18 protein-coding genes are annotated in these 21,630 nt (G+C 58.2%); 7 read left to right on the top strand and 11 right to left on the bottom strand.

Annotation, left to right across the window (positions count from 1 at the left end; all coding sequences use genetic code 11):
* Positions 1–52: 52 nt before the first annotated feature.
* On the top strand, positions 53–1,201 hold the full coding sequence (gene nosP, locus K787_RS0110530; RefSeq protein ID WP_022962770.1) for a nitric oxide-sensing protein NosP: 1,149 nt from the start codon (positions 53–55) through the stop codon (positions 1,199–1,201).
* Positions 1,185–3,788 carry a hybrid sensor histidine kinase/response regulator gene (locus K787_RS0110525; RefSeq protein ID WP_022962769.1) on the top strand — a complete coding sequence of 868 codons (2,604 nt, stop codon included), beginning with the start codon at positions 1,185–1,187 and terminating at the stop codon, positions 3,786–3,788. Before nosP ends, K787_RS0110525 begins: the two co-directional genes overlap by 17 nt.
* Positions 3,789–3,796: 8 nt before the next feature.
* Here the strand turns inward: K787_RS0110525 and K787_RS0110520 are convergent, their stop codons facing one another.
* From K787_RS0110520 to K787_RS0110500, 5 genes are all read right to left on the bottom strand, one after another.
* The gene (locus K787_RS0110520) at positions 3,797–4,459 is read right to left on the bottom strand and encodes a response regulator (protein WP_022962768.1); all 663 of its coding nucleotides are present in this window, start codon (positions 4,457–4,459) and stop codon (positions 3,797–3,799) included.
* A 170-nt stretch (positions 4,460–4,629) separates the two neighbouring features.
* A complete protein-coding gene (locus K787_RS0110515; protein ID WP_022962767.1) occupies positions 4,630–5,433 on the bottom strand; it encodes a lanthanide ABC transporter permease protein PedC in 804 nt (267 codons plus the stop codon).
* Positions 5,430–6,176: a lanthanide ABC transporter ATP-binding protein PedB/LutE gene (locus K787_RS0110510; protein ID WP_022962766.1), complete on the bottom strand. Its 747-nt coding sequence runs from the start codon at positions 6,174–6,176 to the stop codon at positions 5,430–5,432. Before K787_RS0110510 ends, K787_RS0110515 begins: the two co-directional genes overlap by 4 nt.
* Positions 6,173–7,198, bottom strand: a complete 1,026-nt coding sequence (locus K787_RS0110505) for a YVTN family beta-propeller repeat protein (RefSeq protein WP_022962765.1) — start codon at positions 7,196–7,198, stop codon at positions 6,173–6,175. Before K787_RS0110505 ends, K787_RS0110510 begins: the two co-directional genes overlap by 4 nt.
* Positions 7,199–7,246: 48 nt before the next feature.
* Positions 7,247–8,428 (bottom strand): lanthanide ABC transporter ABC transporter substrate-binding protein PedA1, encoded by a 1,182-nt coding sequence (locus K787_RS0110500; protein ID WP_022962764.1) that lies wholly within the window; start codon positions 8,426–8,428, stop codon positions 7,247–7,249.
* A gap of 156 nt (positions 8,429–8,584) precedes the next feature.
* Here K787_RS0110500 and K787_RS25060 point away from each other — a divergent pair, with 156 nt between their 5' ends.
* Positions 8,585–9,877 carry a sensor histidine kinase gene (locus K787_RS25060; RefSeq protein WP_022962763.1) on the top strand — a complete coding sequence of 431 codons (1,293 nt, stop codon included), beginning with the start codon at positions 8,585–8,587 and terminating at the stop codon, positions 9,875–9,877.
* On the top strand, positions 9,874–10,515 hold the full coding sequence (locus K787_RS0110490; protein ID WP_022962762.1) for a response regulator: 642 nt from the start codon (positions 9,874–9,876) through the stop codon (positions 10,513–10,515). Before K787_RS25060 ends, K787_RS0110490 begins: the two co-directional genes overlap by 4 nt.
* A 15-nt stretch (positions 10,516–10,530) precedes the next feature.
* On the opposite strand, the gene K787_RS0110485 is transcribed toward K787_RS0110490, so the two are convergent.
* Both K787_RS0110485 and exaA read right to left on the bottom strand, forming a co-directional pair.
* Positions 10,531–11,202 (bottom strand): pentapeptide repeat-containing protein, encoded by a 672-nt coding sequence (locus K787_RS0110485; protein ID WP_022962761.1) that lies wholly within the window; start codon positions 11,200–11,202, stop codon positions 10,531–10,533.
* Between the two features lie 67 nt (positions 11,203–11,269).
* Entirely contained in the window at positions 11,270–13,141 is a 1,872-nt protein-coding gene (gene exaA / locus K787_RS0110480; RefSeq protein ID WP_022962760.1) for a quinoprotein ethanol dehydrogenase, read from the bottom strand.
* Between the two features lie 383 nt (positions 13,142–13,524).
* Here exaA and pedF point away from each other — a divergent pair, with 383 nt between their 5' ends.
* The 3 genes from pedF (at position 13,525) to K787_RS0110465 (ending at position 16,848) form a co-directional block, all read left to right on the top strand.
* Entirely contained in the window at positions 13,525–13,956 is a 432-nt protein-coding gene (pedF, locus tag K787_RS0110475) for a cytochrome c-550 PedF (RefSeq protein ID WP_028614830.1), read from the top strand.
* Positions 13,957–13,959: 3 nt separating this feature from the next.
* Positions 13,960–14,856 carry a substrate-binding periplasmic protein gene (locus tag K787_RS0110470; RefSeq protein WP_022962758.1) on the top strand — a complete coding sequence of 299 codons (897 nt, stop codon included), beginning with the start codon at positions 13,960–13,962 and terminating at the stop codon, positions 14,854–14,856.
* Between the two features lie 219 nt (positions 14,857–15,075).
* A complete protein-coding gene (locus K787_RS0110465) occupies positions 15,076–16,848 on the top strand; it encodes a PQQ-dependent methanol/ethanol family dehydrogenase (RefSeq protein WP_022962757.1) in 1,773 nt (590 codons plus the stop codon).
* Between the two features lie 138 nt (positions 16,849–16,986).
* Here K787_RS0110465 and K787_RS0110460 read toward each other — a convergent pair whose 3' ends face one another.
* The 4 genes from K787_RS0110460 to K787_RS0110445 form a co-directional block, all read right to left on the bottom strand.
* Positions 16,987–17,583 (bottom strand): cytochrome b/b6 domain-containing protein, encoded by a 597-nt coding sequence (locus tag K787_RS0110460; protein ID WP_022962756.1) that lies wholly within the window; start codon positions 17,581–17,583, stop codon positions 16,987–16,989.
* A 1-nt stretch (position 17,584) separates the two neighbouring features.
* Positions 17,585–19,168: a tetrathionate reductase family octaheme c-type cytochrome gene (locus tag K787_RS0110455; RefSeq protein ID WP_022962755.1), complete on the bottom strand. Its 1,584-nt coding sequence runs from the start codon at positions 19,166–19,168 to the stop codon at positions 17,585–17,587.
* Between the two features lie 106 nt (positions 19,169–19,274).
* On the bottom strand, positions 19,275–20,690 hold the full coding sequence (locus tag K787_RS0110450) for a dihydrolipoyl dehydrogenase (RefSeq protein ID WP_022962754.1): 1,416 nt from the start codon (positions 20,688–20,690) through the stop codon (positions 19,275–19,277).
* 94 nt (positions 20,691–20,784) lie between these two features.
* Positions 20,785–21,429, bottom strand: coding sequence for a peroxiredoxin (locus K787_RS0110445; RefSeq protein WP_022962753.1), 645 nt, complete (start codon positions 21,427–21,429; stop codon positions 20,785–20,787).
* Positions 21,430–21,630 lie beyond the last annotated feature (201 nt).

Below are 21,630 nucleotides of genomic sequence, written 5' to 3'. Positions count from 1 at the left end.
CGCCTTCCTAGAATCAATGCTGGGGCACAATGCCCCGTCACGGAGCCGACACATGCACTGCACAGCGGAACAATGCTTCCTTACAGCCATGACCAGCGCGCAGGATCCGGTGCAAGCCGCTGGGGAGCTGGCCGCTCAGTTACGCCATCCCAGTCTTGGCTGTGTATTGTTTTTCTGCTCTGCAGAGTACCCGCTGGCGAGCCTGGCAGCGGCATTGGAAGATGCCTTTGGTGCGGTGACGGTGATCGGCTGTACTAGTGCTGGCGAGATTACCGCGGCTGGATACGGACGCGGTTGTATCAGTGCCATTGGCTTTGACGCTAACGCCTTTGCTGTGGATTGCACCCTGATTCGCGCGCTGGACAAATTCACCCTGGTTGATGCGCAAGCCGCCGTCGAGCAGATGCTCAATCACTGCCGGCAGGTGGATCTGGCGCCGATCAAGGATCGAACCTTTGCCCTGACATTATTGGATGGTCTGTCCAGCCGGGAAGAGGTGGTGCTGTCCACGCTGAGTACGGCATTGGGCAGTATCCCGCACTTTGGCGGTTCCGCCGGCGATGATAATCATCTGAGCCACACGCATGTCTATTACCAGGGCGGATTTCACACCGGTGCTGCGGTACTGGTCATGATCAATACCTGGCTGGATTTTGAAGTATTCACCAGCCATCACATGCAGCCGATGGATGCCAAGCTGGTGGTTACCGCAGCAGACAGTGAGAGCCGTACCGTACTGGAGCTCAACGCCGAACCAGCCGCTGAGGAGTACGCGCGCCTGGTCGGTGTGCCGGTTGAGGAATTGAAGCTTTCGACCTTTGCCCTCAACGCCCTCGCTGTGCGTATTCGCGATCAGTTCTACGTACGTTCCATTCAGCGGGTCAATGCGGATCATAGCCTCACCTTCTACTGTGCGGTGGATACCGGCATTGTGCTCACCGCCATGCAGCCTGGCCCCTTGTTGCCGGGTCTGCGTCTGCAGTTGGAAAAGCTCCGCCAGCGGCTGGGCGAGCCGGTACTGATCATTGGCTGCGATTGTTTCTTGCGGCGTATGGAAGCGGAGTTGCGCGGGGAAGATGACAGCTTGTCGGCCTTTCTCGCAGCCAACAAGGTAGTGGGCTTCAATACATACGGTGAGCAATACAACGGCATGCATATCAACCAGACGTTTACTGGGGTCGCCTTTGCCATACCTGAATGAAGTGCTACCGGCGACATCAGAGAGCGCTGAACTCAAAGCGCTGCGTGTCGAGAACAACAAGCTGCGGCGCATCAATGCGGCGCTGATTGAGCGCGTGGAATCCAGCTCCAGCCAACGTACCGAAAGTTACGCGGCCTTTCAGCACTCGGTGGAGCTGGCCGAGCAGGTACGCGAGCGGACCCACGCCTTGAACGAAACCATGGCCGAATTGCAGGCCAGCAACCGCTTGCTGATCGATGCCAGGGCGCACGCCGAGCGCGCCCACCATCACCTGACAGATGCCATTGAAAGCGTCTCTGACGCCTTTGTGTTGTTCGATAGGCACGAACGCATTGTGCTGTTCAACAGCCGCTTTGCCGCCTTCTGGAAAGGCACGCGGGCGGGCGTCAAGGCGGGCACCTCATTGGCCGAGATTAAGCGTTTAGCAGTTAGCACCGGGCTGGTAACCGAAGTGGACGCCGCAGCCGACGGTCATGTGCTTTATCAGTTACGCGGCATGCGCTGGGTTCAGGTCAGTGAACGACTGACCAGCGAAGGCGGCCTGGTGATCATGTACACCGATATCACTGATCTCAAACAATCGGAAACCGCACGCCGGGAAAAAGCCCTGGCGCAGAAAACTCGGCTGTTGCAACGTACTGTCGATAGCCTGTCCCAAGGCGTGGCCGTGGTTAATGAAGAAGGCGCGCTGGAGGTTTGGAACGGACGATTCCTGGAATTGGCCGGCCTGGCGCCGATCGAGGCACATCGCCCCTTTGCCGAAGTCATGGAAGACAGTGAGCTAGAATTACTGGCCCCTAGCCGGCAAGGTTTCTCCAGCGCCGCCCAACTGACCTGCGAACAGCGGCTGAGTAACGGGCGGGTACTCGAAGTGCGTACCCACCCAATGCCTAGCGGCGGTTACGTCAACACCTATACCGACATTACCGAGCGTGACCTGTACGCCAAGGCGCTGCTGGAAAGTGAACGCTGGGTCAGGCTGATTACCGACCACGTGCCGGCGTTGATCGCCTATGTGGGTGAGGATCTGACCTACCAATTCACCAACAAGGTATATGAAGAATGGTACGGTTGGCGGCGCGGCGAAACCCAGAGTAAAAGTCTGCGGCGAGTACATAGTCCTGAGCAGTTTTCCCGCCTGCAACCCTACATAGAACGCGCCTTTCAGGGCGAAAGCGTTACCTTTGAATTTGCTGAACATAATGCCCAGGATCAGGAGCGTTATCTGTTGCGCTCCTACGTTCCCAACCTGGATGCACAGGGGCGGGTGATCGGGATATTTGTCCTGATCCGCGATATCACCGATCGACGGCGTACTGCAGAAGCCTTGCATGAAGCCTATCAACACTTGGAGCAGCGGGTGCTTGATCGTACTCAGGAACTGACTCAGTTGAACTCGCAATTGCGCCAGGAGATCAGTGAAAGTGCTCAGGCTGAAGCACGCTTGCGCGAAGCCAAGCGCGAGGCGGAGCAGGCGAACATGTCGAAAACCAAGTTCCTGGCCGCAGTCAGCCACGACCTGCTGCAGCCATTGAATGCGGCTCGGCTGTTTACCGGAGCGCTGCTTGAGCACGAGGTGCCGGCTGCCAGCGTGCAGCTTATTCGCCAGGTCAGTCACTCGCTGGGGGATGTGGAGAATCTGCTGGGTACGCTGGTGGATATTTCCAAGCTGGATGCGGGGGTCATCAAGCCCGATATTGCCGCGTTCAAACTCTCCGAGTTGCTCGACAACCTCGCCAATGAGTATCGCCAGATCGCCGCGGTAGAAGGTCTGGATATGCGCTTTGTCGGCTGTGATGCGGTGATCCGCAGCGACGCCCAATTATTAGCCCGTATCCTGCGTAACTTTCTCAGCAATGCGATCCGCTATACCCAGTCCGGTCGCCTGCTGTTGGGCTGCCGCCGCCAGGCACATGGTTTGCGTATTGAGGTTTGGGACACCGGCATGGGTATTCCCAGCGACAAGCTGCTCGAAGTGTTTCAGGAGTTCAAGCGGGTCAATCCCAACGCGAACACCAAGGATCGTGGCCTGGGTCTGGGGCTGGCGATTGTCGACAAGATTGCCCGGATGCTCGGGCATCGTATTCGGGTGCGTTCCTGGGAGGGGCGAGGCTCGGTGTTCTCGGTGGATGTACCGTTCGGGCGATTGCTGGCGCAACCTGAACATGTCACGGCATTGCCTGCCGGCCTGGACTATCGCCTGCGAGGTGCGCGGGTCTGGGTTCTGGATAACGACGCCTCGATCTGTGCGGCCATGCGGACGCTACTGGAAGGCTGGGGTTGCCAGGTAGTCACGGCATTGTCTGAGGAGGACCTGGCCAGTCAGGTGGATAACTTTCATGCCGCAGCCGATCTGCTGATAGCCGATTATCACCTGGATAACGATGTTAATGGTGTGGATGTGGTGGCGACCATCAATGCGCGGCGAGGACATGCATTACCGGTGTTGCTGATCACCGCCAATTACAGCAACGAGCTGAAGCTGCAAGTACGCCAGTTGGGGCACGTTCTGATGCACAAGCCGGTCAAGCCACTAAAGCTCAAGGCTGCCATCAGCCATCTACTGAGCACGCAACGCGACCAGTAGAGGATCGCTCAGCGTCTCAGGTAGGAGCTGAAGTCAACATCACTTGCCGACAGTATTGCCTGCACCCGGTTATGCACGTTCAGCTTGCGCAAAATCGCCGAGACATGTGCCTTGACCGTGGTTTCGGCAATTTCCAGATGGTAGGCAATCTGCTTGTTCGACTCGCCCTTGGCCATGCGCTCCAGTACCAGCAATTGCTTGCGGGTCAGCGCATAAAGCAGCTCGGGTGACACGGGATGTTCCTCGGGAAGTCGGCGGGTTACCACGCGATTTGAGCGAATAATGTCTGAAGGCAGGTAAACATTGCCGGCCATGATCTGCTCGATGGCTTTGGTCATTTCCGCCCGTGGTGACGATTTGGTTATAAACCCGACGGCACCGTAGGTAATGGCTTGCAACACCACCTGCTTGTCCTCTTCGGCAGAGACAATGACTACAGGGATGGAGGGGGATTCGTTGCGCAGCGTAATCAGGCCGTTCAATCCGTGCATGCCAGGCATGTTGAGATCGAGCAGAATCAGGTCCAGGTCGTCATGCTCCTGGGCGATTAGCAGAGCGCTGTCCAGGTCGTTGGTTTCAATCAACTCTGCGCCAGCAAAGCCGGTGCTGATGACATTGCAGATGGCTTCACGGAATAACGGGTGATCGTCGGCTATCAGTATCTTGTACATGGCCAGTTTCAACCTGTTTTGTTGTTGTTTTATTTGGGCTCGGGGTAGAACAGTGTGCGCTACCATGAGCATTGCTACTTGAGCATTACACCCCGAGTAGTCTGTATTGCAAATGATACATTGGCACAGTAAAGCAGTACTAAAGTAGTAAATTGTATCGCCGCACTGCGTCAATGGCCGGGTGGCCGGCGAACTGCGGCGTGCTGCGGGTTGAAGGTGACGACCGCCGCGCCGGTGACGACTATCAGCAGGCTCAGGCAGACCAGCAAAGCCTGGCCGTTGAACTGCAGGTACAGGGCAAAACGCACTAATTCTACCGCATGGGTAAACGGGTTCAAGCTGCATATCCAGTATAGCCATTCGCTGGACTCGCGCATTTTCCACAGCGGGTAGAGCGCCGATGAAAGAAAGAACATCGGAAAGATGACGAAATTCATCACCCCGGCGAAGTTCTCCAACTGGCGTATGCCGTTGGACAGCAGCAATCCCAGTGCGCTGAGCAGCAGGGCTGCCAGCAGCAGTGCGGGGGCTGCAGCCAGCAGGCCCCAAAGTGGTGGCTGAATATCGAACATCCAGGCGATCGCAAGAAACGCGTAAACCTGAATCAAAGAGATCAGCGCACTGGCGGCCAGCTTACTGATCAGCAGAAAGGGTCGGGGCAGGGGGCTCATCAGTAGTACCCGCATACTGCCCATCTCGCGGTCGTAGACCATCGACAGCGATGCTTGCATGCCATTGAACAACACGATCATGCAGCATAACCCAGGCAGAATGTAGGTTTCGTAGGTGATATAGGTGGCATAGGGCGCCATGATCGAGACACCTAGCGCCGCACGAAAACCCGCGGCAAAGACCAGCAACCAGAGTAACGGGCGTACCAGCGCGCTGAGAAAGCGTGAACGTTGCTGATAAAAGCGCAACCATTCCCGTTTGAGTACACCGTTAAGGCAGGCCAGATAGGCAGCCGGGTTCATGCGGGTGCTCCAGCGTCCTGGGTCATGTGCCGGAAGGCCTCGCTCAGGCTGGCATGGCCGGTCTGAGCAATAATGCCTGCCGCGCTGTCCGCTGCCAGGACCCGCCCACAATGCAGTACTATCACCGGGTCGTTCAAGGCAATTTCGTCCATCAGGTGGGTGCTCCAGACGACAGTAAGCTGCCGTTCTGCGCACAAAGCACGAATATGCCGGTTGAGCGCCAAACGGCTGGCCGGATCTAGGCCGGCACTGGCCTCGTCCAGCAGTAGAATATCTGGCTGATGCAACAGCGCTCGGGCGATTTCCACGCGCCTGCGGTGCCCTCCATTTAGTTCGCGCACGCGCTGGTGCTGGTGCTCCAGTAAGGATTGGCGTGCCAGCTCCTGTTCTATTCGCGGTGCCGCTGCCCGGCTGCTCAGGCCATGCAGGGCGGCATGGTAGGCGAGGTTCTGATGTACGCTCAGATCCAGGTCCAGCGTGCTTTGCTGGAACACCACACCGAGCTGCCGCAGCGCCTGGCGGGGTTGCCGGCGGAGAGACACTCCGCCAACCCGGATATCGCCCTGTTGCAGCCGGTATAACCGGCTGAACAATGCCATCAGCGTGCTCTTGCCTGCCCCATTGGGGCCCAGCAGCGCATTCAGCCGGCCAGACTCAATGCCGAAGCTGACCTGATCCAGTGCGAGCTTGGCGCCATAATTGAAGCTGACCTGCTCGACTTGCAAGGCGCTGGAGGCGTTCAAGGCGTGACCACGACGCCCCAGGGGTAGCGGCCGACCTTGATAGTATTGACGGCCTTGAGTGATCCTACATCAATCACTGAGACATCGCCGCTGACGCCGTTGGTGGTCAAGAGTTTGCTTTGGTCGGTGTTGAACGCCATGTGCCAAACGCGGCGGCCCACCAGAATGTAATCAAGCACCTCATAGGTTTTGGCGTCCACCACAGCCACATGATTGGCCGGGCCCAGGGCAACAAAGGCGTACCGACCATCGTCACTGAGCTTGACCCCAACCGGCTGGATACGATCCGGATGAATTCCCTTGATCGCGAAGTTGATGGTGTGAGTGACATCCCGGGTGGCTACATCGACTATTTTTACCGTGCCGCCGATCTCGGCCGACGCCCACAGTAGGCTACTATCCTTGCTGAATTCCACGTGCCGGGGGCGTTGATCCACCAGGGTATTGTCTACCAGCGTATTGGTGCTGGTATCAATCCAGTGCAGCATGTTGCTGGTTTCACTGGTATTGACCGCCCATTTGCCATCCGGACTGACGCCCATGCCCTCAGGCTCGACGCCCACATCAATCTGCGCCAGTACTTCACTGGTTTCAACGTCGACCACGGTGACCAGGGCGTCATCCTCGTTGGAGATGTAGAGCCAGCGATCATTATGGTGCAGCGCGAATTGTTCGGGGTCAGCGCCTGAAGGCAGTTCCTTGATAATCTTGCGGGTGGCCAAGTCGATGATTTGCACCCGATCCGAATCGCTGGCGCAGATATACAGCAGCTTGTTATCGCTGGAGAGCAATATGCCGCGCGGACGCAGCCCCACATCGATGGTCTCTACCACCTGCATGCTGTCCAGATCGATAACTGAAACGGTATTGTCCTTTTCGTTGGTCACGTAGGCGGTTTCGGCCAGGGCATTCAGGCTAAAGGCGGCGGACAACAGAGCGCCAGCGAGCAGTGACAGGCTGAATCTCTTCGTTGGCAGACGATGAGTGGGCAGGGGGTAAGTGGCGTGGCTGTTCTTGTACATGGGTACTCCTGGTTCTTGTTGTTGGAATATTCGGTGACCCGGCCGGTATCAAAGCAGCCGGCATTTGCTCTCGGGTTGGTCAAACCCCAGAGTGTCGAGATCGGTCTGTGGATGCAGAAAGCCTTCCTGTGGTGAGTTGCTGACCAGCGCGCGGGGTTGTACCAATGGAATGGGCTGGCGTAGCTGGCCGTTCCAGGTGCGATAGCTCAGTTTGCGGCCTTTAAAACCGTCCAGAGGCAGTTTGTCGGACAGACTGAGTGCTCTGACCGCGGCCGCATCGGCGCTGTGCAGCGTGGTTACCGCCGCACCGAAGGTGCGTATACCCAACCATGCAGCGAAGTCCAGGCTATTCATCCAGCGGCCAGCTTGCTGTTCAAAGCGCTTTTGCAGCTGGGCAGCGCCATAGGTTTCGACCACTTTATGCCAGCCTAGCGGAGTGAGCCCCTGAGTGCCGGCTACCGGCCGTGGATACCAGGTGTTGTAAGGGATGTATTCACCAAAATCACCGCGCTCATCAGCCACTACCACGACGTCATACTCGGCTGTTTGAGTAAACAAAGGGACCTCTGCTTGTGCGGTACGGCGCAAATCGGTATCGAAGCTCCAGACCTTTTCAGCCACGATTTTGTGCCCGAATCGTTGGGCCGAGCGCTTCAGTGCGGCCGCGTAGGCCAGGTCGGCATCCGTGGGGCCGCTGATCAGTAACCAGCGCGTCAGTTTGCGTACTGTCAGAAATTGCGCCAGCGCATCAGTCAGCATGGCGCGGCTGGGTAGTGTATGCAGCACGTTGGGCAGGCATTGATCCGTGCGTAGCGTGTCGTCGTAACTGCCGGCGTTGATCAGCAGGCTATCAGCCGCAAACTCGTTGGCCAGCTCGGCCAGAGCCTGGCTGGGCAAGTTGGTGACGAACAGCCGCACGCCCTGAGCGTGCAGCGCTCTGGCAGCATCCAGGGTCGCTTGCAACTGCGCTTCAGAAGCGATCAGCAATTGATAGTCGTGCTTCAGAAAGCGCCCGGTACTGTTGTTGTCTGCTACTGCCAGTTGCGCGCCCTGCAGCCCGGCATCGGACGGTTCAGGGATGACGTTAGACATGATCGGGCCTGGGTCTGGAGTCCAACTGACATACGCCATATTGACCGTCAGCGTCTCGGCTTGACTGCTGGTGGCCACCACACTGGCGCTGAGGACGGCCAGAAAATAGAACAGGGAATGCAAAACCATTGGGCGCATGTGGACTCCTTTTGTGCTGGGTTCAGCATGGGAGCTGGCCGGAGCCTGGTAAATATGAAGAAAGTACCAATCAGCCAGTACCAAGGTAGTATTCCGACGTTTTATTCAAGCCTTAGGATGGTTTGTAGTGTTTTAAACCAATCAAGGAATACGCCAATGCGCTCCATTTCGACTGCGACGCGACTGACGGTCTGGGTGTGCTTGGCCTTCAGCATAGTGTTGCTGGTCACCATGGGCGTATTGCTCAAGCAGGCGGAAAAGGACGTTGTGCGTGAGCTGCAGGGCGGGCGGGCAATGGCGCTGAGCCTGTTTGAGATCCTGGCTCAGCAGCAGGTCTTGCCGCCTGTGGAGGTGCTCGATGACCTGCGTCATGTGCATATCTCGCGCGCTGGCGACCTAGCCGACCCAGGCAAGGACCAGTACACCGCAAGCTCAGTGCCGGCATGGCTGCTGCGCTGGATGCAACCAGCGATAGACGAGTCCTTTGCACCCGTCTCTTTGGACTTCGCCGATGGCCAGCGATGGCTGATCAGCCCTGACCCAGTTGATGAACTTGAGGAGGTCTGGGAGTCGGTGTTGCTGCTGCTGGGCGTATTTGGCGTTGCCTTGGTATTGTCGTTACTGGCTATCCACCTCTCCTTACGCAGAGGGCTAAAAGCCTATCGACACTTGCTTGAAGCATTGCAACTGATCGGGGTTGGCAAATTGCAGGCCCGACTGGCGCCCAGTAGTCAGACCGAGCTCAATCAGTTGGCCAATCGCTTCAACCTTATGGCAGGGGCATTGCAGCGAGCAGAAGCGAGCAATCAGCAACTAACCCGTGCGCTGATGACGCTGCAGGAGAAAGAGCGCATGCAGCTGGCTCATGCCCTGCATGATGATCTGGGGCAATATCTAACCGGTATCCGCGCCCAAGCCTACATGCTTGGCGAGTCAGCCGGCCGGCCCGATCTGGTTCGGCAGCATGCGCAGTGCCTCTTGGAGGCATGTAGTGGCTTGCAGCGCGGCTTCCGGGCACTGGTGAAAGATCTGCATCCGGTGGTGCTAGACCGGCTCGGGCTTGAGCAGGCACTGCGTCAACTGGCTGGGCAATGGCAGCAGCAACAAGGTATCCAGTGTGTGCTTGAGCTGGATGATGCTTTGCCGCTCCTGGAAACCGAACAGCGCACGCATTTGTATCGGCTGTTGCAGGAAGCCTTGACCAACGTCGCCCGGCATGCCGAAGCCCGCTCCGTATGGGTGCGGCTGGTGCTCCAGGACGAAGTGCTGCAAGTCAGCGTGCAGGATGATGGCCACGGCTTGAAAGACCAGGACGAATCTTGTGGCGTGGGTATGCGATCAATGCAGGAGCGCGCGCGCTGCCTGAAAAGCACACTGCAAGTGACCTCCAGCCCTGGCACGGGTGTGTTGGTGTCTCTCACCATTCCGCTGAAGGAGCTCGCCGCATGAATATTCTGTTGGTTGATGACCACGCCATTGTTCGGCAAGGCTATACCAGCCTGCTGGCCATGACCTTTACCCAAGCTCATATCCGCGAGGCGACCAGTGGAGAAGAGGCCATTAGCGCCGCCCAGCAACAGGTGCCTGACCTGGTGGTGCTGGATATCGGGCTACCGGGCATCAGCGGTATTGAAACCGCCCGGCGCCTGCTGCTGCGCTGGCCTTCACTGCGTATTCTGTTTTTCAGTATGCATGATGAGTTGCCGTTGGTGCGTCAGGCGTTAGCTGCTGGCGCACTCGGCTACATCACCAAAGGCGCAGCGCCGGATGTGTTACTCGAGGCAGTGCGGCGTTGCCTGGGCGGGCACCGCTATATCGAACAGGACTTGGCCACTCAACTGGCCTGCGCCGGTACCGATGGCACGCTAGACCCGCGGCTCAAATGCATGACTCAGCGCGAGTTCGAAATTTTCGTCATGCTGGCCAAGGGCACACCGCCCAGGCGGATCGCCAGCCAGTTGTGCATTAGCAGCAAGACGGTGTCGAATAATCTGACGGTGCTCAAGCAGAAACTGAATGTCAGCTCTCTGACCGAACTGGTCCACCTGGCTATCGATACCGGTGTCATTCGTGTACAGGTGGCTTGAGCGCGTCAGCATGTGTCACTTTTCCCAATCGACAGGGCAGGCAGTGCAGTTGCTCATGTGCATGTTGAGAAAGGTGCCGTAGTGCAGTCGGGCACCACTCATATCGGCAGATTCCAGGTTGGCGTGGTTCATCTTTGACTCCTGCAGATTGGCATCGCGCAGATCGGCGCCCTTTAGATCCGCCTTGGGTAACCAGGCCATCTCCAGGTTGGCGGCCCGCAGGGTGGCGTCGTGCATGCTGGCACCACTGAAACGGGCAAATTCAAGGTTGGCTCCGGTAAAATCAGCATTCTTGAACTGACCGCCTTGGGCCGTTAGGTTCCAGGCCTGAGCGCCAACAAAGCTGGCACCCACTGCGCTTACACCCCGCATTGCGGTTTGTTGCAGGCTCGCCCGATTGAGATTGGCCCCATCCAGTTTGGCATTGTCCATCTTCGCCTGATCTAGTCGTGCATGTCGCAGGTCAGCGCCGCGCAAGTCTGCACCCACAAGGTCGGCCTTGCGCAGGTCCATATGGCGCAGGTCAACATTGCGCAGGTCAACGCCAGGACAGCGAGTGCCGGGCATCAAAGCACAACCGTTCACGGTGACCACATCTTCCTCCGCGAGGTCGGCATCTTGCGCGGCAAGAGGTTGGGCAGCGATGATCCCTAAAACGAGAAAGCTTGTGGCAAATAGCGATTTCATTGTTTCAGCTCCCATGGCAACGCCCGGTCGTGCCGGGCGTGCCTCAAGGTTTAAAGGAGTTAAGGGTTCAACGCTTGGCGCTGCTGGTATCCCAGCTAGGTAGTTTGAATACCCAGAACGAACCGCCCTGTGCAACGGGCTTGGTCAGCTCGGCCATCTCGCCACCCCAGAGTGGCACTGCGCCGCCGTAGCCAGTGGTAACACCGATGTACTGCTCACCATCCATTTCCCAGGTGATAGGCGGTGAGATGATTCCGGTGCCGGTCTGGAACTTCCAGACTTCCTTGCCGGTTTTGGCGTCGAAGGCCTTGAAATAGCCGTCACCCGTTCCGGTAAAGACCAGGTTGCCCGCAGTCGCCAGCACGCCAGCCCAGAGCGGCAGAGGTTCCTTGTGTTCCCACTCGACCTTACCGGTAGTGGGGTTCATCGCACGCAGGATGCCGACATGGTCATCAAACATGCGTTTGATCCGGAAACCCATGCCCAGGTAGGCAGAGCCCTTGTTGTAGCTAACTTCTTCGGTCCAGTAGTCCTCTTTCCAGTGATTGGCTGGCACATAGAACAGTCCGGTATCCTGGCTGTAGGCCATGGGGTTCCAGTTTTTGCCACCCAGGAACGGCGGTGATACTTCTACCGCTTCGCTGCGTTCCTGGCCGGGCTCCAGCCGAGCGGGACGCTGCCCTTTATTTTCTACTGGGCGGCCGGTCTTCAGGTCGATATGGCTTGCCCAAGTGATGTTGTCGACGAAGGGGAAGGCGTTGGCCAGCTTGCCGTTATTACGATCCACGACATAAAAGAAGCCGTTGCGATCCGCATGAGCGGTGGCCTTGAGCGTTTTTCCGGCCTTGTCCTTGTAATCAAACAGCACCAGTTCGTTGTTACCAGAGAAATCCCAGGCGTCGTTGGGCGTGTGCTGGTAGAACCACTTGACCTCACCGGTGGTGGCGTCAACGCCGACCTGGCCGGAGGTGTAGAGGCTGTCGTAATCAGACGGTTTGCCGTCTTTGGAGGTACGCGCCCAGCCATTCCAGGGCGCAGGATTGCCAGCGCCGATAATAATGGTATTGGTCTCTGCATCGAAACTGGCGCTCTGCCAGGGTGCGCCGCCACCCTGGCTCCAGGCCTCAACCTTGCCAGTGGGCGAGTTCGGATCATCCGGCCAGGATGGTGCTTTTACGTCACCCGTGGGCGTGCTGTCTTTGCCGTTCAGGCGGCCCATATGGCCTTCAACGAAGGGCCGCATCCAGAGTTCCTTGCCGGTTTCCGGATCGCGGGCGAAGAGCTTACCCACCACACCGAATTCGTCGCCGGAGGAGCCGTGGATGAGCATAACTTTGCCGGATTTCTGATCTTTGACGATGGTAGGTGCACCGGTCATGGTGTAACCGGCCTGGTGGTCACCGAATTTTTCACGCCACACAACCTTGCCGGTATCCTTGTTCAGCGCCACCACGCCAGCATCCAGCGTGCCGAAGAATACATTGTCGCCATAGATCGCGGCCCCCCGATTGACCACGTCACAGCAGGGACGGATGTCATCAGGCAGGCGGTGGGCATAGCTCCACAGGCGTGCGCCGGTCTTGGCGTCCAGGGCGAAGATACGCGAGTAGGAACCGGTTACGTAAATCACGCCTTCATGAATGATCGCCTGGGATTCCTGGCCGCGCTGTTTTTCATCGCCGAAGGAATAGGACCAGGCTGGGGTCAACTTGTAGATGTTGTCGCTATTGACCTGGTTTAGCGGGCTCCAGCGCTGGGCGTTGGTCCCCATGCCGTATTGCAGCACGTTATGGGTCGAAGTGTGATCGTTGGCTATATCGTCCCAGGTGACAGGCTTGGCCATAGCATGGGGCGCAGCCAGGGCGATACTGGCGGCCATCGCCAGACACTTGACGGCCTGGGCGAGTGGGCTTGGAGCAGGAAGCGTTCTTGTTCTCATGGCAGTGTTTCCTTGTTGTTGGAGGAGGGCAGCAATGCTGGTCCACGTCACCATCTTGGTCAGTCGTCTTTTCTTCTGATACGGAAAATGACCCGGTCTTTGCGGGAAAAACACCCGGTTAGCTGGCGCTTGGGATGCCCTCAATCGGAGCGCTACTTTGGGGGGAATAAATCAATGCTTTCGGCTATTTTTGTTCCGAAACAGGCCTTACATGCCGGCAAAATCGGTCCTGGCAGTGTCCAGACGGCTGAAGTGCTTAATACCAACGAACTAATTTGCGACCACCAAAGCAGCATTGGGGTTAGGTCGGTGCGTTCCTACCATGGCCCTCGGATACTCAAATAATGATCCGTGCCTGACACGGCCGAGAGGTGAGCCAAATGATGCATTTCAAACAAGCCCTGAAGATAAGCGCGCTGGGATTACTATTGGCTTCTGGCCAGGCCCTGGCACACGGCAACGTCACGCCGCAGTCGGTGGATACCAAGAACCTGGAAAAGTTAGGCGATGAATGGGTCGAAACCAACCCCTATCGTGATCACCCGCAGCACGACCTGGCAGTGAAAATAGGTGCTTCCGCCTACAACCAGAACTGTGCGGCATGCCATGGCCTGGAGGCGATATCCGGAGGTATGACCCCCGACTTGCGTGAGCTTGAGTCCGGCGATTATGGTGATGAGTGGTTTAAGGAACGGGTCGTCAATGGCGCCGTGCGCGACGGCCGGGTGTATATGCCGCGTATGGGCGATGTGCTCAGCCAGGAGGCTCTGTGGGCCATCCGTACCTGGTTGGAAACTGTTGCAGTAGAGCAATAAAACATGCGCCGCCTGGGCATTCTCGGCTTGTGGTGCTGTTTGTTGCTGGCGCTGCCGGCGCACGCATTTAACATCACGCATATTCGCGACCATGATGAAATTATCGAGTCCGGATATCTTAAGGTGGCTGTCTACGAAGACTATCCCCCTTATAGCTTTATGCAGGATGGCCAGCCCCGAGGCGTCGACGTCGAGCTGGCCAAGGTGCTGGCTGCCGGGCTGGCGGTGGAGTTGCGACTGCAATGGATGACGCCGGACGAAACCTTCGACGGTGATCTGCGCAACCACCTGTGGAAAGGCCACTACCTGCGTCCCGGTCAGATCGCCGACGTCATGTTGCGTGCACCCAACGACAAGGCGTACAGCACCATGCGTGATGATCTGGGCCTGCCTGCCCACGAGCTGATTCACATGTTCGGCGCGTATCAGCAGGAGCGTTGGCAAGCCGCCTATGACCCGAAAAAGATCGACGCAGTACCCAGTATTGCGATCTTTCAATACCATCCCGTCGGCGTTGAGGAGGATTCGATTCCCTCGTTCTACTTGGCCAGTGTCATGAACGGCCAACTAAGCAAAATGACCCATCATTACCGCAGTCTGGCTCTTGCCTTCGAGGCCATGGAGGCCGGGGAGGTGCACGCGGTTATGGGCACGCAGGCCGAGATTGACTGGCTGCTTGCCGAGCATGCCGATGCCGGCATGCAGTTGACCGAGAATGCCTATCCGAATATGGGCAAACAGGTCTGGGACCTGGGGATGGCAGTCCATGACTCCAACCGCCAGTTGGCCTATGCCTTGGGTGATATTGCTGAAGCCATGGTGCTCGATGGGCGCATGGCCGCGCTCTATGCCGAGTATGGTTTGCGTTACATGTTGCCGAGTTATTACGCCGATATCTGAACCGGTTTCATGCTTGCCGGCTTGCATGGCAGTCTTGCTGTGCAGCCGGCTTTTTTTTGCCTGAGATCAGGGTATTGCTACCAAGTGATGAGGTAAATCACCCCTGGGTTGCATTGTTGAGAAGATCCTTGCGGCGAACAATCAGGGCCTGAGGCGGGAAAATTTCCCGGTTCTTCGCTGACTCGACCATCACAACAATACATCTCTGAGGTAGCAGCAATGACACACCGCTCATCCTTCGCCTTGACCGCCCTGGTAACCGCCATGAGTTTTTCCGGTTTGGCTGTCGCCGGCGTCACCTATGACGATATCAACAACGACGCGACCACCACTGACTCCATTGTCTCTTACGGCATGGGTACTCAGGGCCAGCGTTATAGCCCACTGACCATGCTCAACGACACCAACGTAGGCCAGTTGCAGCCCGCATGGGCGTTCTCGCTGGGTGGTGAAAAACAGCGCGGCCAGCAAGCACAACCGATGATCAAGGACGGGGTGATGTATATCACCGGCTCCTACTCGCGCGTGTTTGCGGTCGATGCGCGCACCGGCAAGAAGCTCTGGCAATACGACGCTCGTCTGCCAGACGGCATCATGCCCTGTTGCGATGTGATCAACCGCGGCGTGGCCTTGATCGATGATCTGGTGATCTTCGGTACGCTCGATGCCAAGCTGGTGGCCCTGCACAAGGACACCGGCAAAGTGGTCTGGCGCAAGACCGTAGCTGACTACAAGGCAGGCTATGCGATTACTGCGGCGCCGCTGATCGTCAATGGACGGTTGATTACCGGCGTGTCGGGCGGCGAGTTTGGTGTCGTCGGCAAGATTGAAGCCTACGACCCCACCAACGGCGAACTGCTCTGGACTCGGCCGACCATCGAAGGTCACATGGGTTATACCTACAAAGATGGTAAAGCCATCGAGGCAGGTATTTCCGGTGGCGAAGCCAACAAGACCTGGCCGGGCGATTTGTGGAAGACTGGTGGTGGCGCGCCTTGGCTGGGCGGTTTCTACGATCCGGAAACCAATCTGCTGCTATTCGGCACCGGTAACCCGGCGCCCTGGAACTCGCACATGCGCAAGGGCGACAACCTCTACAGTTCATCACGCCTGGCACTCAACCCCGACAACGGCACCATCACCTGGCATTTTCAGACCACTCCGAATGATGGCTGGGACTATGACGGGGTAAACGAGCTGGTGTCGTTCAACTACAAGGAAGGCAACAAGGAAATCAAGGCCGCCGCGACCGCTGACCGCAATGGCTTCTTCTATGTGCTGGATCGGACCAATGGCAAGTTCATCCGCGGCTTTCCCTTCGTTGACACCATTACCTGGGCCAAGGGGCTAGACAAGAACGGCCGGCCGATCTACAGCGAGGATCACCGTCCGGGTGCGCCTACAGAGTCCGGCGAGCAAGGAACCACCGTTTACGCAGCTCCCGCGTTCCTCGGCGGCAAGAACTGGCAACCCATGGCCTACAGTCAAGACACCGGCCTGTTCTACGTGCCGTCCAACGAATGGGGCATGGATATCTGGAATGAAAGCACCGCTTACAAAAAGGGTGCGGCCTACCTGGGCGCCGGCTTCACTATCAAACCGATTCATGACGACTACATTGGCGTACTCAGAGCCATGGATCCCAAGACCGGTAAGGAAGTCTGGCGCGTGAAGAACCCAGCGCCATTCTGGGGCGGGGTGCTCAGTACCAAAGGTAATTTGGTCTTTACCGGCAATCCGGAAGGTTACCTGATGGCCTTCAACGCCAAAAATGGCGAGAAGCTGTGGGAGTTCAACACCGGCTCTGGCGTCATCGGCAACCCGGTCACCTGGGATATGGACGGCGAACAATACGTATCTGTGCTGTCTGGCTGGGGCGGTGCAGTGCCCTTGTGGGGCGGCCAGGTGGCCGAGATCGTCAAGGACTTCAACCAGGGCGGCATGCTGTGGACGTTCAAAATACCCTCATCCGCTACGCTGACCAAGCGTTGACCTGATGGGTTGACTAGCAAGAGGTACGAGGGTCGGCTAGCCGACCCTTTTTTGTGGAACGCCTTCCAGACTCCCGGATGCACAACACCCACCCTCAGCGCAGGCATTCAGGCAGCTATTTGTCTCAGCGATGTAGTCCTAATGGCGCTCTTCCCAGCCGCTGATCATCGCTTTGAGATATGCCAGGGGCGTGTGTCCCGTAGTGGCGAGGTACAGATGCACAATCAGGAAGATAAGCATCAGAAAAGCCGCAAACGTATGAACCAGTGCAACCTGCTCAAGGTTCAACCATTCGGGCATATGCTGGGCCAACTTACCCCAGAACAGATAAAGCAGGCCGCTGAGCCAAATCAGCGGGTTGATCAGTAGCAGTACCCCCAGATAAGCGATGCGCTGGACTGGATTGTGCTTGCGCTCCTGAGTGACTTTGTAGGGGTGCGGGGCGCCGGTAAAAATGCCGTGGGCGTAGTACAGCGCCACACGCTGCATGTTGCTCAGCGTTGGGATGTACTGCCGCCATTGGCCAGTGGTGACATGCCAGAAAATGGCGAATACCCAGAGCCCTATCAACAGCCACGCGGCACTTTCATGTAGCGTAACTGCCGTACGGAAATCCAGCAGACTGTGACTGCCGTGGATGGCGAAGCCGCTGAACAGCAGCGTGATAATCAACGCCGCCTGCGACCAGTGCCAGAAGCGTTCAAAGCGCGTGAACAGATAGAGGCGTTCGCTCATCTCAGAGTTTCCTTCTGCGCCGATAGGTAAGAATGCGTAGCCCGCCATGCAGCAATACGCCGAGCATGGCCAGGCCGGCCAGGGCAAAGCCGGCGGTGTCTAGCCGGGTGCTGCGATCCTTGCCCGGCAGCCAAATGCCGGGCACGTCGGCCAGGCGGCTCACTCTGGAATGGCATTGGGCGCAGTCCAGCGCCTGCTCTGCAGGTGCAACCATATGGGTGATAGGCCAGAGCATCTCGGTATCGACGAAGCCGAACTCGCCGCTGTAGGGCGAGTCATTCGCCTCTGCTCCCGCTTGCAAGGCCTTGGCCCAGTCAAAGTTGTACCAGAATGCGGTCTCATCGGGCACGGCGGTATGCGGTACCAGTAGGTTAAGGTGTACCTGATCGTATGGCTGGCGGCCGTGGAAGGTTTTTACCGGCCATATGCGCGAATCTGCAGCCCCTGGAGTGCCGTGGAATACGTTGATCGGCACCCTTGTGGTCGGGTCGATGCGCGTGTCTGGCTGAACATAGGTAACCCGGCCGTCAAACCACAGGTAGTCGGGTACCAGGTTTTCACCCAGTACGAAGTCGCCCTTGCGGCTGTCGTAGATTAGGTGGCCCTTAGCGTCCCGGGTCTGGTACGGGTTGCCCGTTGCATCCATCTTGCCTGCGGTGGACCAGTCCCAGGCCATCTTGGTGGGCACTCCGCCGCGGGCGAAAGTTGGGATGTGGCAGGTCTGGCAGGCGAGGGTGCGTGTGTGTTCATTTAGACGCCCAGCGTGCAGGGGGTTGTCTTGGTGCGGGCGATCGCCATGGCAGGCTTGGCAAGTGGAGGGATTGCGCGCGCTGCGTTCGCCGCGAATGATGGGCGCGTGCGGGTCTGCAGCCGTTACGCTGATACGGCTGCCGGCGATTTGGTGCTGTTCAGCGACATGGCAGGTAGAGCAACTGAAATCGAGTCCGTCGCTAGCCATGTGCACGTCGAGACTGCGTGGCGGATCGTTCAGCGACGAATCGAGATCGCCATGCTTCACCCCGTCGCCGCCTCCGCCGTAATAATGACAGGTGCCACAGGTCTGACGAGAGGTTTCGCCGATGGCCCGCGCCACTGCAGCCAGGTCAACCGGGTCAATGAATATGCCGGAGCCGGGTGCGGTTTCGCTGCGTACCAGGGGTGGGTGGCCAGCCAGGCCGGCGAGCTTCAGGTAGTTGCCGGTATTGTGACAGGCCAGGCAATCGACCTTGCTCTGGTTGGTGAAGTCGAAATCGGCATCCTTCCAGCCGTAGCCAACATGGCAGGATTGACAAAACGCCTCATTGGAGCGGTCACCTATGCAAAAGCCGTTCAGCATGGTTTTTTTACCCAAGCGCTGGCCAGTATCCGGGTTGAGATAGTCCCAGGTCCAATGGCGGGTTTGCATCACTTGTTCAGCCGCCTTGGTATGGCAGCCGAGGCAGGCGCGGGTAACCTCTTCGCCACTGGCGAAGGGCCCTTGCAGCTCCTTAAACAGGCTGTGATCGGCAGTGGCGGCCAGTGTCAGCCCTGGCATTAGCAGGGTAATCCAGAGCAGCCAGACCGATACCCGCTTTGAACTCGTCATCAGTACCTCTCGCCATTGCAAACCGGGTGTGAGTTAACGGCTATTGTTTAACTGTAGTTCAGTTTAGCCTGCATCCTCACGGTCATCCTGGGCCCGCAGGAACAGGTTAGTCCTCGGTAACCAGCCCCATGGGCAAGTCATTGTCATCAGGAAAGTGCATGGCGATCTCCTGCAGGGCGGTGGCTAGCAGTTCTTCGACCACGGGATGATAAAACGGCAGTTGCAACAGACTCTGCGCCGTTTCGCCACGTTGGATTGCCCAGGCCAGCAGGTGGGCCAGGTGTTCACCGCTGTTGCTTAGCAAAGCTGCCCCCCGCAGCTGGCCGGTATCGCGGTCGGCATAGATGTTCAGCAGGCTGTTTTCGCCACCGAGAATGCGCAGCCGGCCGTTGCTCTCACCTGAGGCACTACCGATCAATAGCTGGTGCGGATCCAACTGACTCAGCCGTGCGCCAACTGAAACGACATCCGGGTTAGCGAACACGATCCCCAGTGGCACCCTGCGCCGAAAGCGCGTGCGCAGCTGGCGGGCGGCATTGTAGCCGGCGATGCTGCCGTCATCGGCGGCTTCGTGCAGCAGCGCGAGCTGGCCGTTGGCGTCACCAGCAATAAACACTGGCCAGTCCCCGAGTTGCAGGGTGGCGGGATCGAACAGCGGTACTCCGTGCTCGTCCACGGCAATGCCGGCGTCGGCCAGGTTCAAGCCGTCGGTGTTGGGTCGGCGGCCGATGGCTACCAGCAGCAGGTCGACCTCGGCAGCCCGTTCGCCGGAGCGCAACATCACGCCCTGTTCGGTCCGCTCCACAGTGGCTGGAGGCCCCAACCACAAGGTCATTTCCTTTGCGAAGTGTTCTTCTGCGCGGGCCGCCACTTGCGGGTCATCAATGCCTGCCAGGTTACTACCGCCGACCGCAGTCACTTGCACGCCCAGGCGAGCAAGTGCCAGACCCATCTCCAAGCCAATAGCGCCAAGACCTAACACCCCGATCCGCTGCGGTAGTTGCTCGAGTTCGAACAGTTGGTCGGTCGTCACCAGGCGATCGCGTACGGGGCTGAGCCAGGCTGGCATCTGCGGCCGTGAGCCGGTGGCAATTACCACCGCATTGGCGCGCACGCGCTGCACACCCTGGCTAGTGCTCACCTCCAGCAGAGTCGGTTCGATAAAACGCGCGCGGCCTTCAATCAGTTGCTCGCCTGCAGCTGTGCGCGCCTTCTGAGCCGCCTTATTGGAAAAGTGATCACGCTGGGCGCGCAACGCCGCCCAGGTGCGCGCCAAATCCAATTGCGGGGTTTCGCCGCCACTCATGCCAAAGTGGTTCATCTCGGGTCGCGCCTGCCACAGCGCGGCTGCATGCAGTGCCACCTTTGATGGCATGCAACCCACCCGTGCACAGGTGGTGCCCAACGGACCGTGGTCGATCAGGACGAAACTGCGCCCGGCACGGCGTACTTCGCGCAAGGCGTAGAGGCCTGCGGTACCGGCTCCAATGATGGCAACTGCGGTGCGGATTTCGGGAAGCATGGCAAACAACTCCTGGGGCAAAATACAAACAACTCAGCCCCGGCGCGCGCTGGTAAGCACGTGGCGGGGCTGAGCGCTCAACAAGTGACGAGCTTTACAGCGACTTGGTGGAGAAGTACCAGTCGGTGGTTTCATAGCCTTCTGTTGCACGCTTCTCGGCGTCTTCAGCGGTTTTGGGTGGCGGCACGATGACCGGCTTGCCGGGGCACCAGTTCTCCGGTGTGGCCACGCCATGGGTGTCTGAAGTTTGCAGGGCTTCCAGCAGACGCAGGAACTCGTCAACGCTGCGACCGTTGCTCATCGGGTAGTAGACCATAGCCCGCAGGATGCCCTCGGGATCGATAAAGAAAGTCGCCCGCACCGCCTGGGTGTCGGCGGCGCCGGGATGCACCATGCCGTAGGCACTGGCCACTTTCATTGAGATGTCTTCGATGATCGGGAAGGGGATCTCCACGCCGAACTTCTCCTTGATGTTGCGCATCCAGGCTAGGTGGGAGAACAGGCTGTCGATGGACAGACCGAGCAACTCGCAGTTCATAGCGGTGAACTTCGGGGCTGCTTGGGCAAAGGCGATGAACTCGGTGGTACAGACTGGAGTGAAGTCGGCCGGGTGGGAGAACAGGACCAGCCACTTGCCACGGTAATGTTCCAGCGAACGGTCGCCGGAGGTAGTGCGTGCGGTAAAGGCCGGAGCGGGTTCGTTCAGCCTTGGGAAGGTCATTTGTACAGTGTTTTCCATGATGTTTACCTCTGGGTAGTGGTACGGGACATCTGCTGTGTCAGCGCTCGCTGGATGCTTTTTATACCCCTGGGGGTATTGCGCTTTGACTAGACTAACAACACTCAGCCGGGATGCGGTCAAAGGTTTTCTATCGATGGCATAGCTGATATCAATGCCTGAGAAAAGGCCGGTTCAGCTTATGCCAGCCGGCAGAAGCCT

Source organism: Halopseudomonas pelagia CL-AP6 (assembly GCF_000410875.1).
Lineage (GTDB): Bacteria > Pseudomonadota > Gammaproteobacteria > Pseudomonadales > Pseudomonadaceae > Halopseudomonas > Halopseudomonas pelagia.
This window is presented reverse-complemented; position numbering and strand designations above follow the sequence as displayed.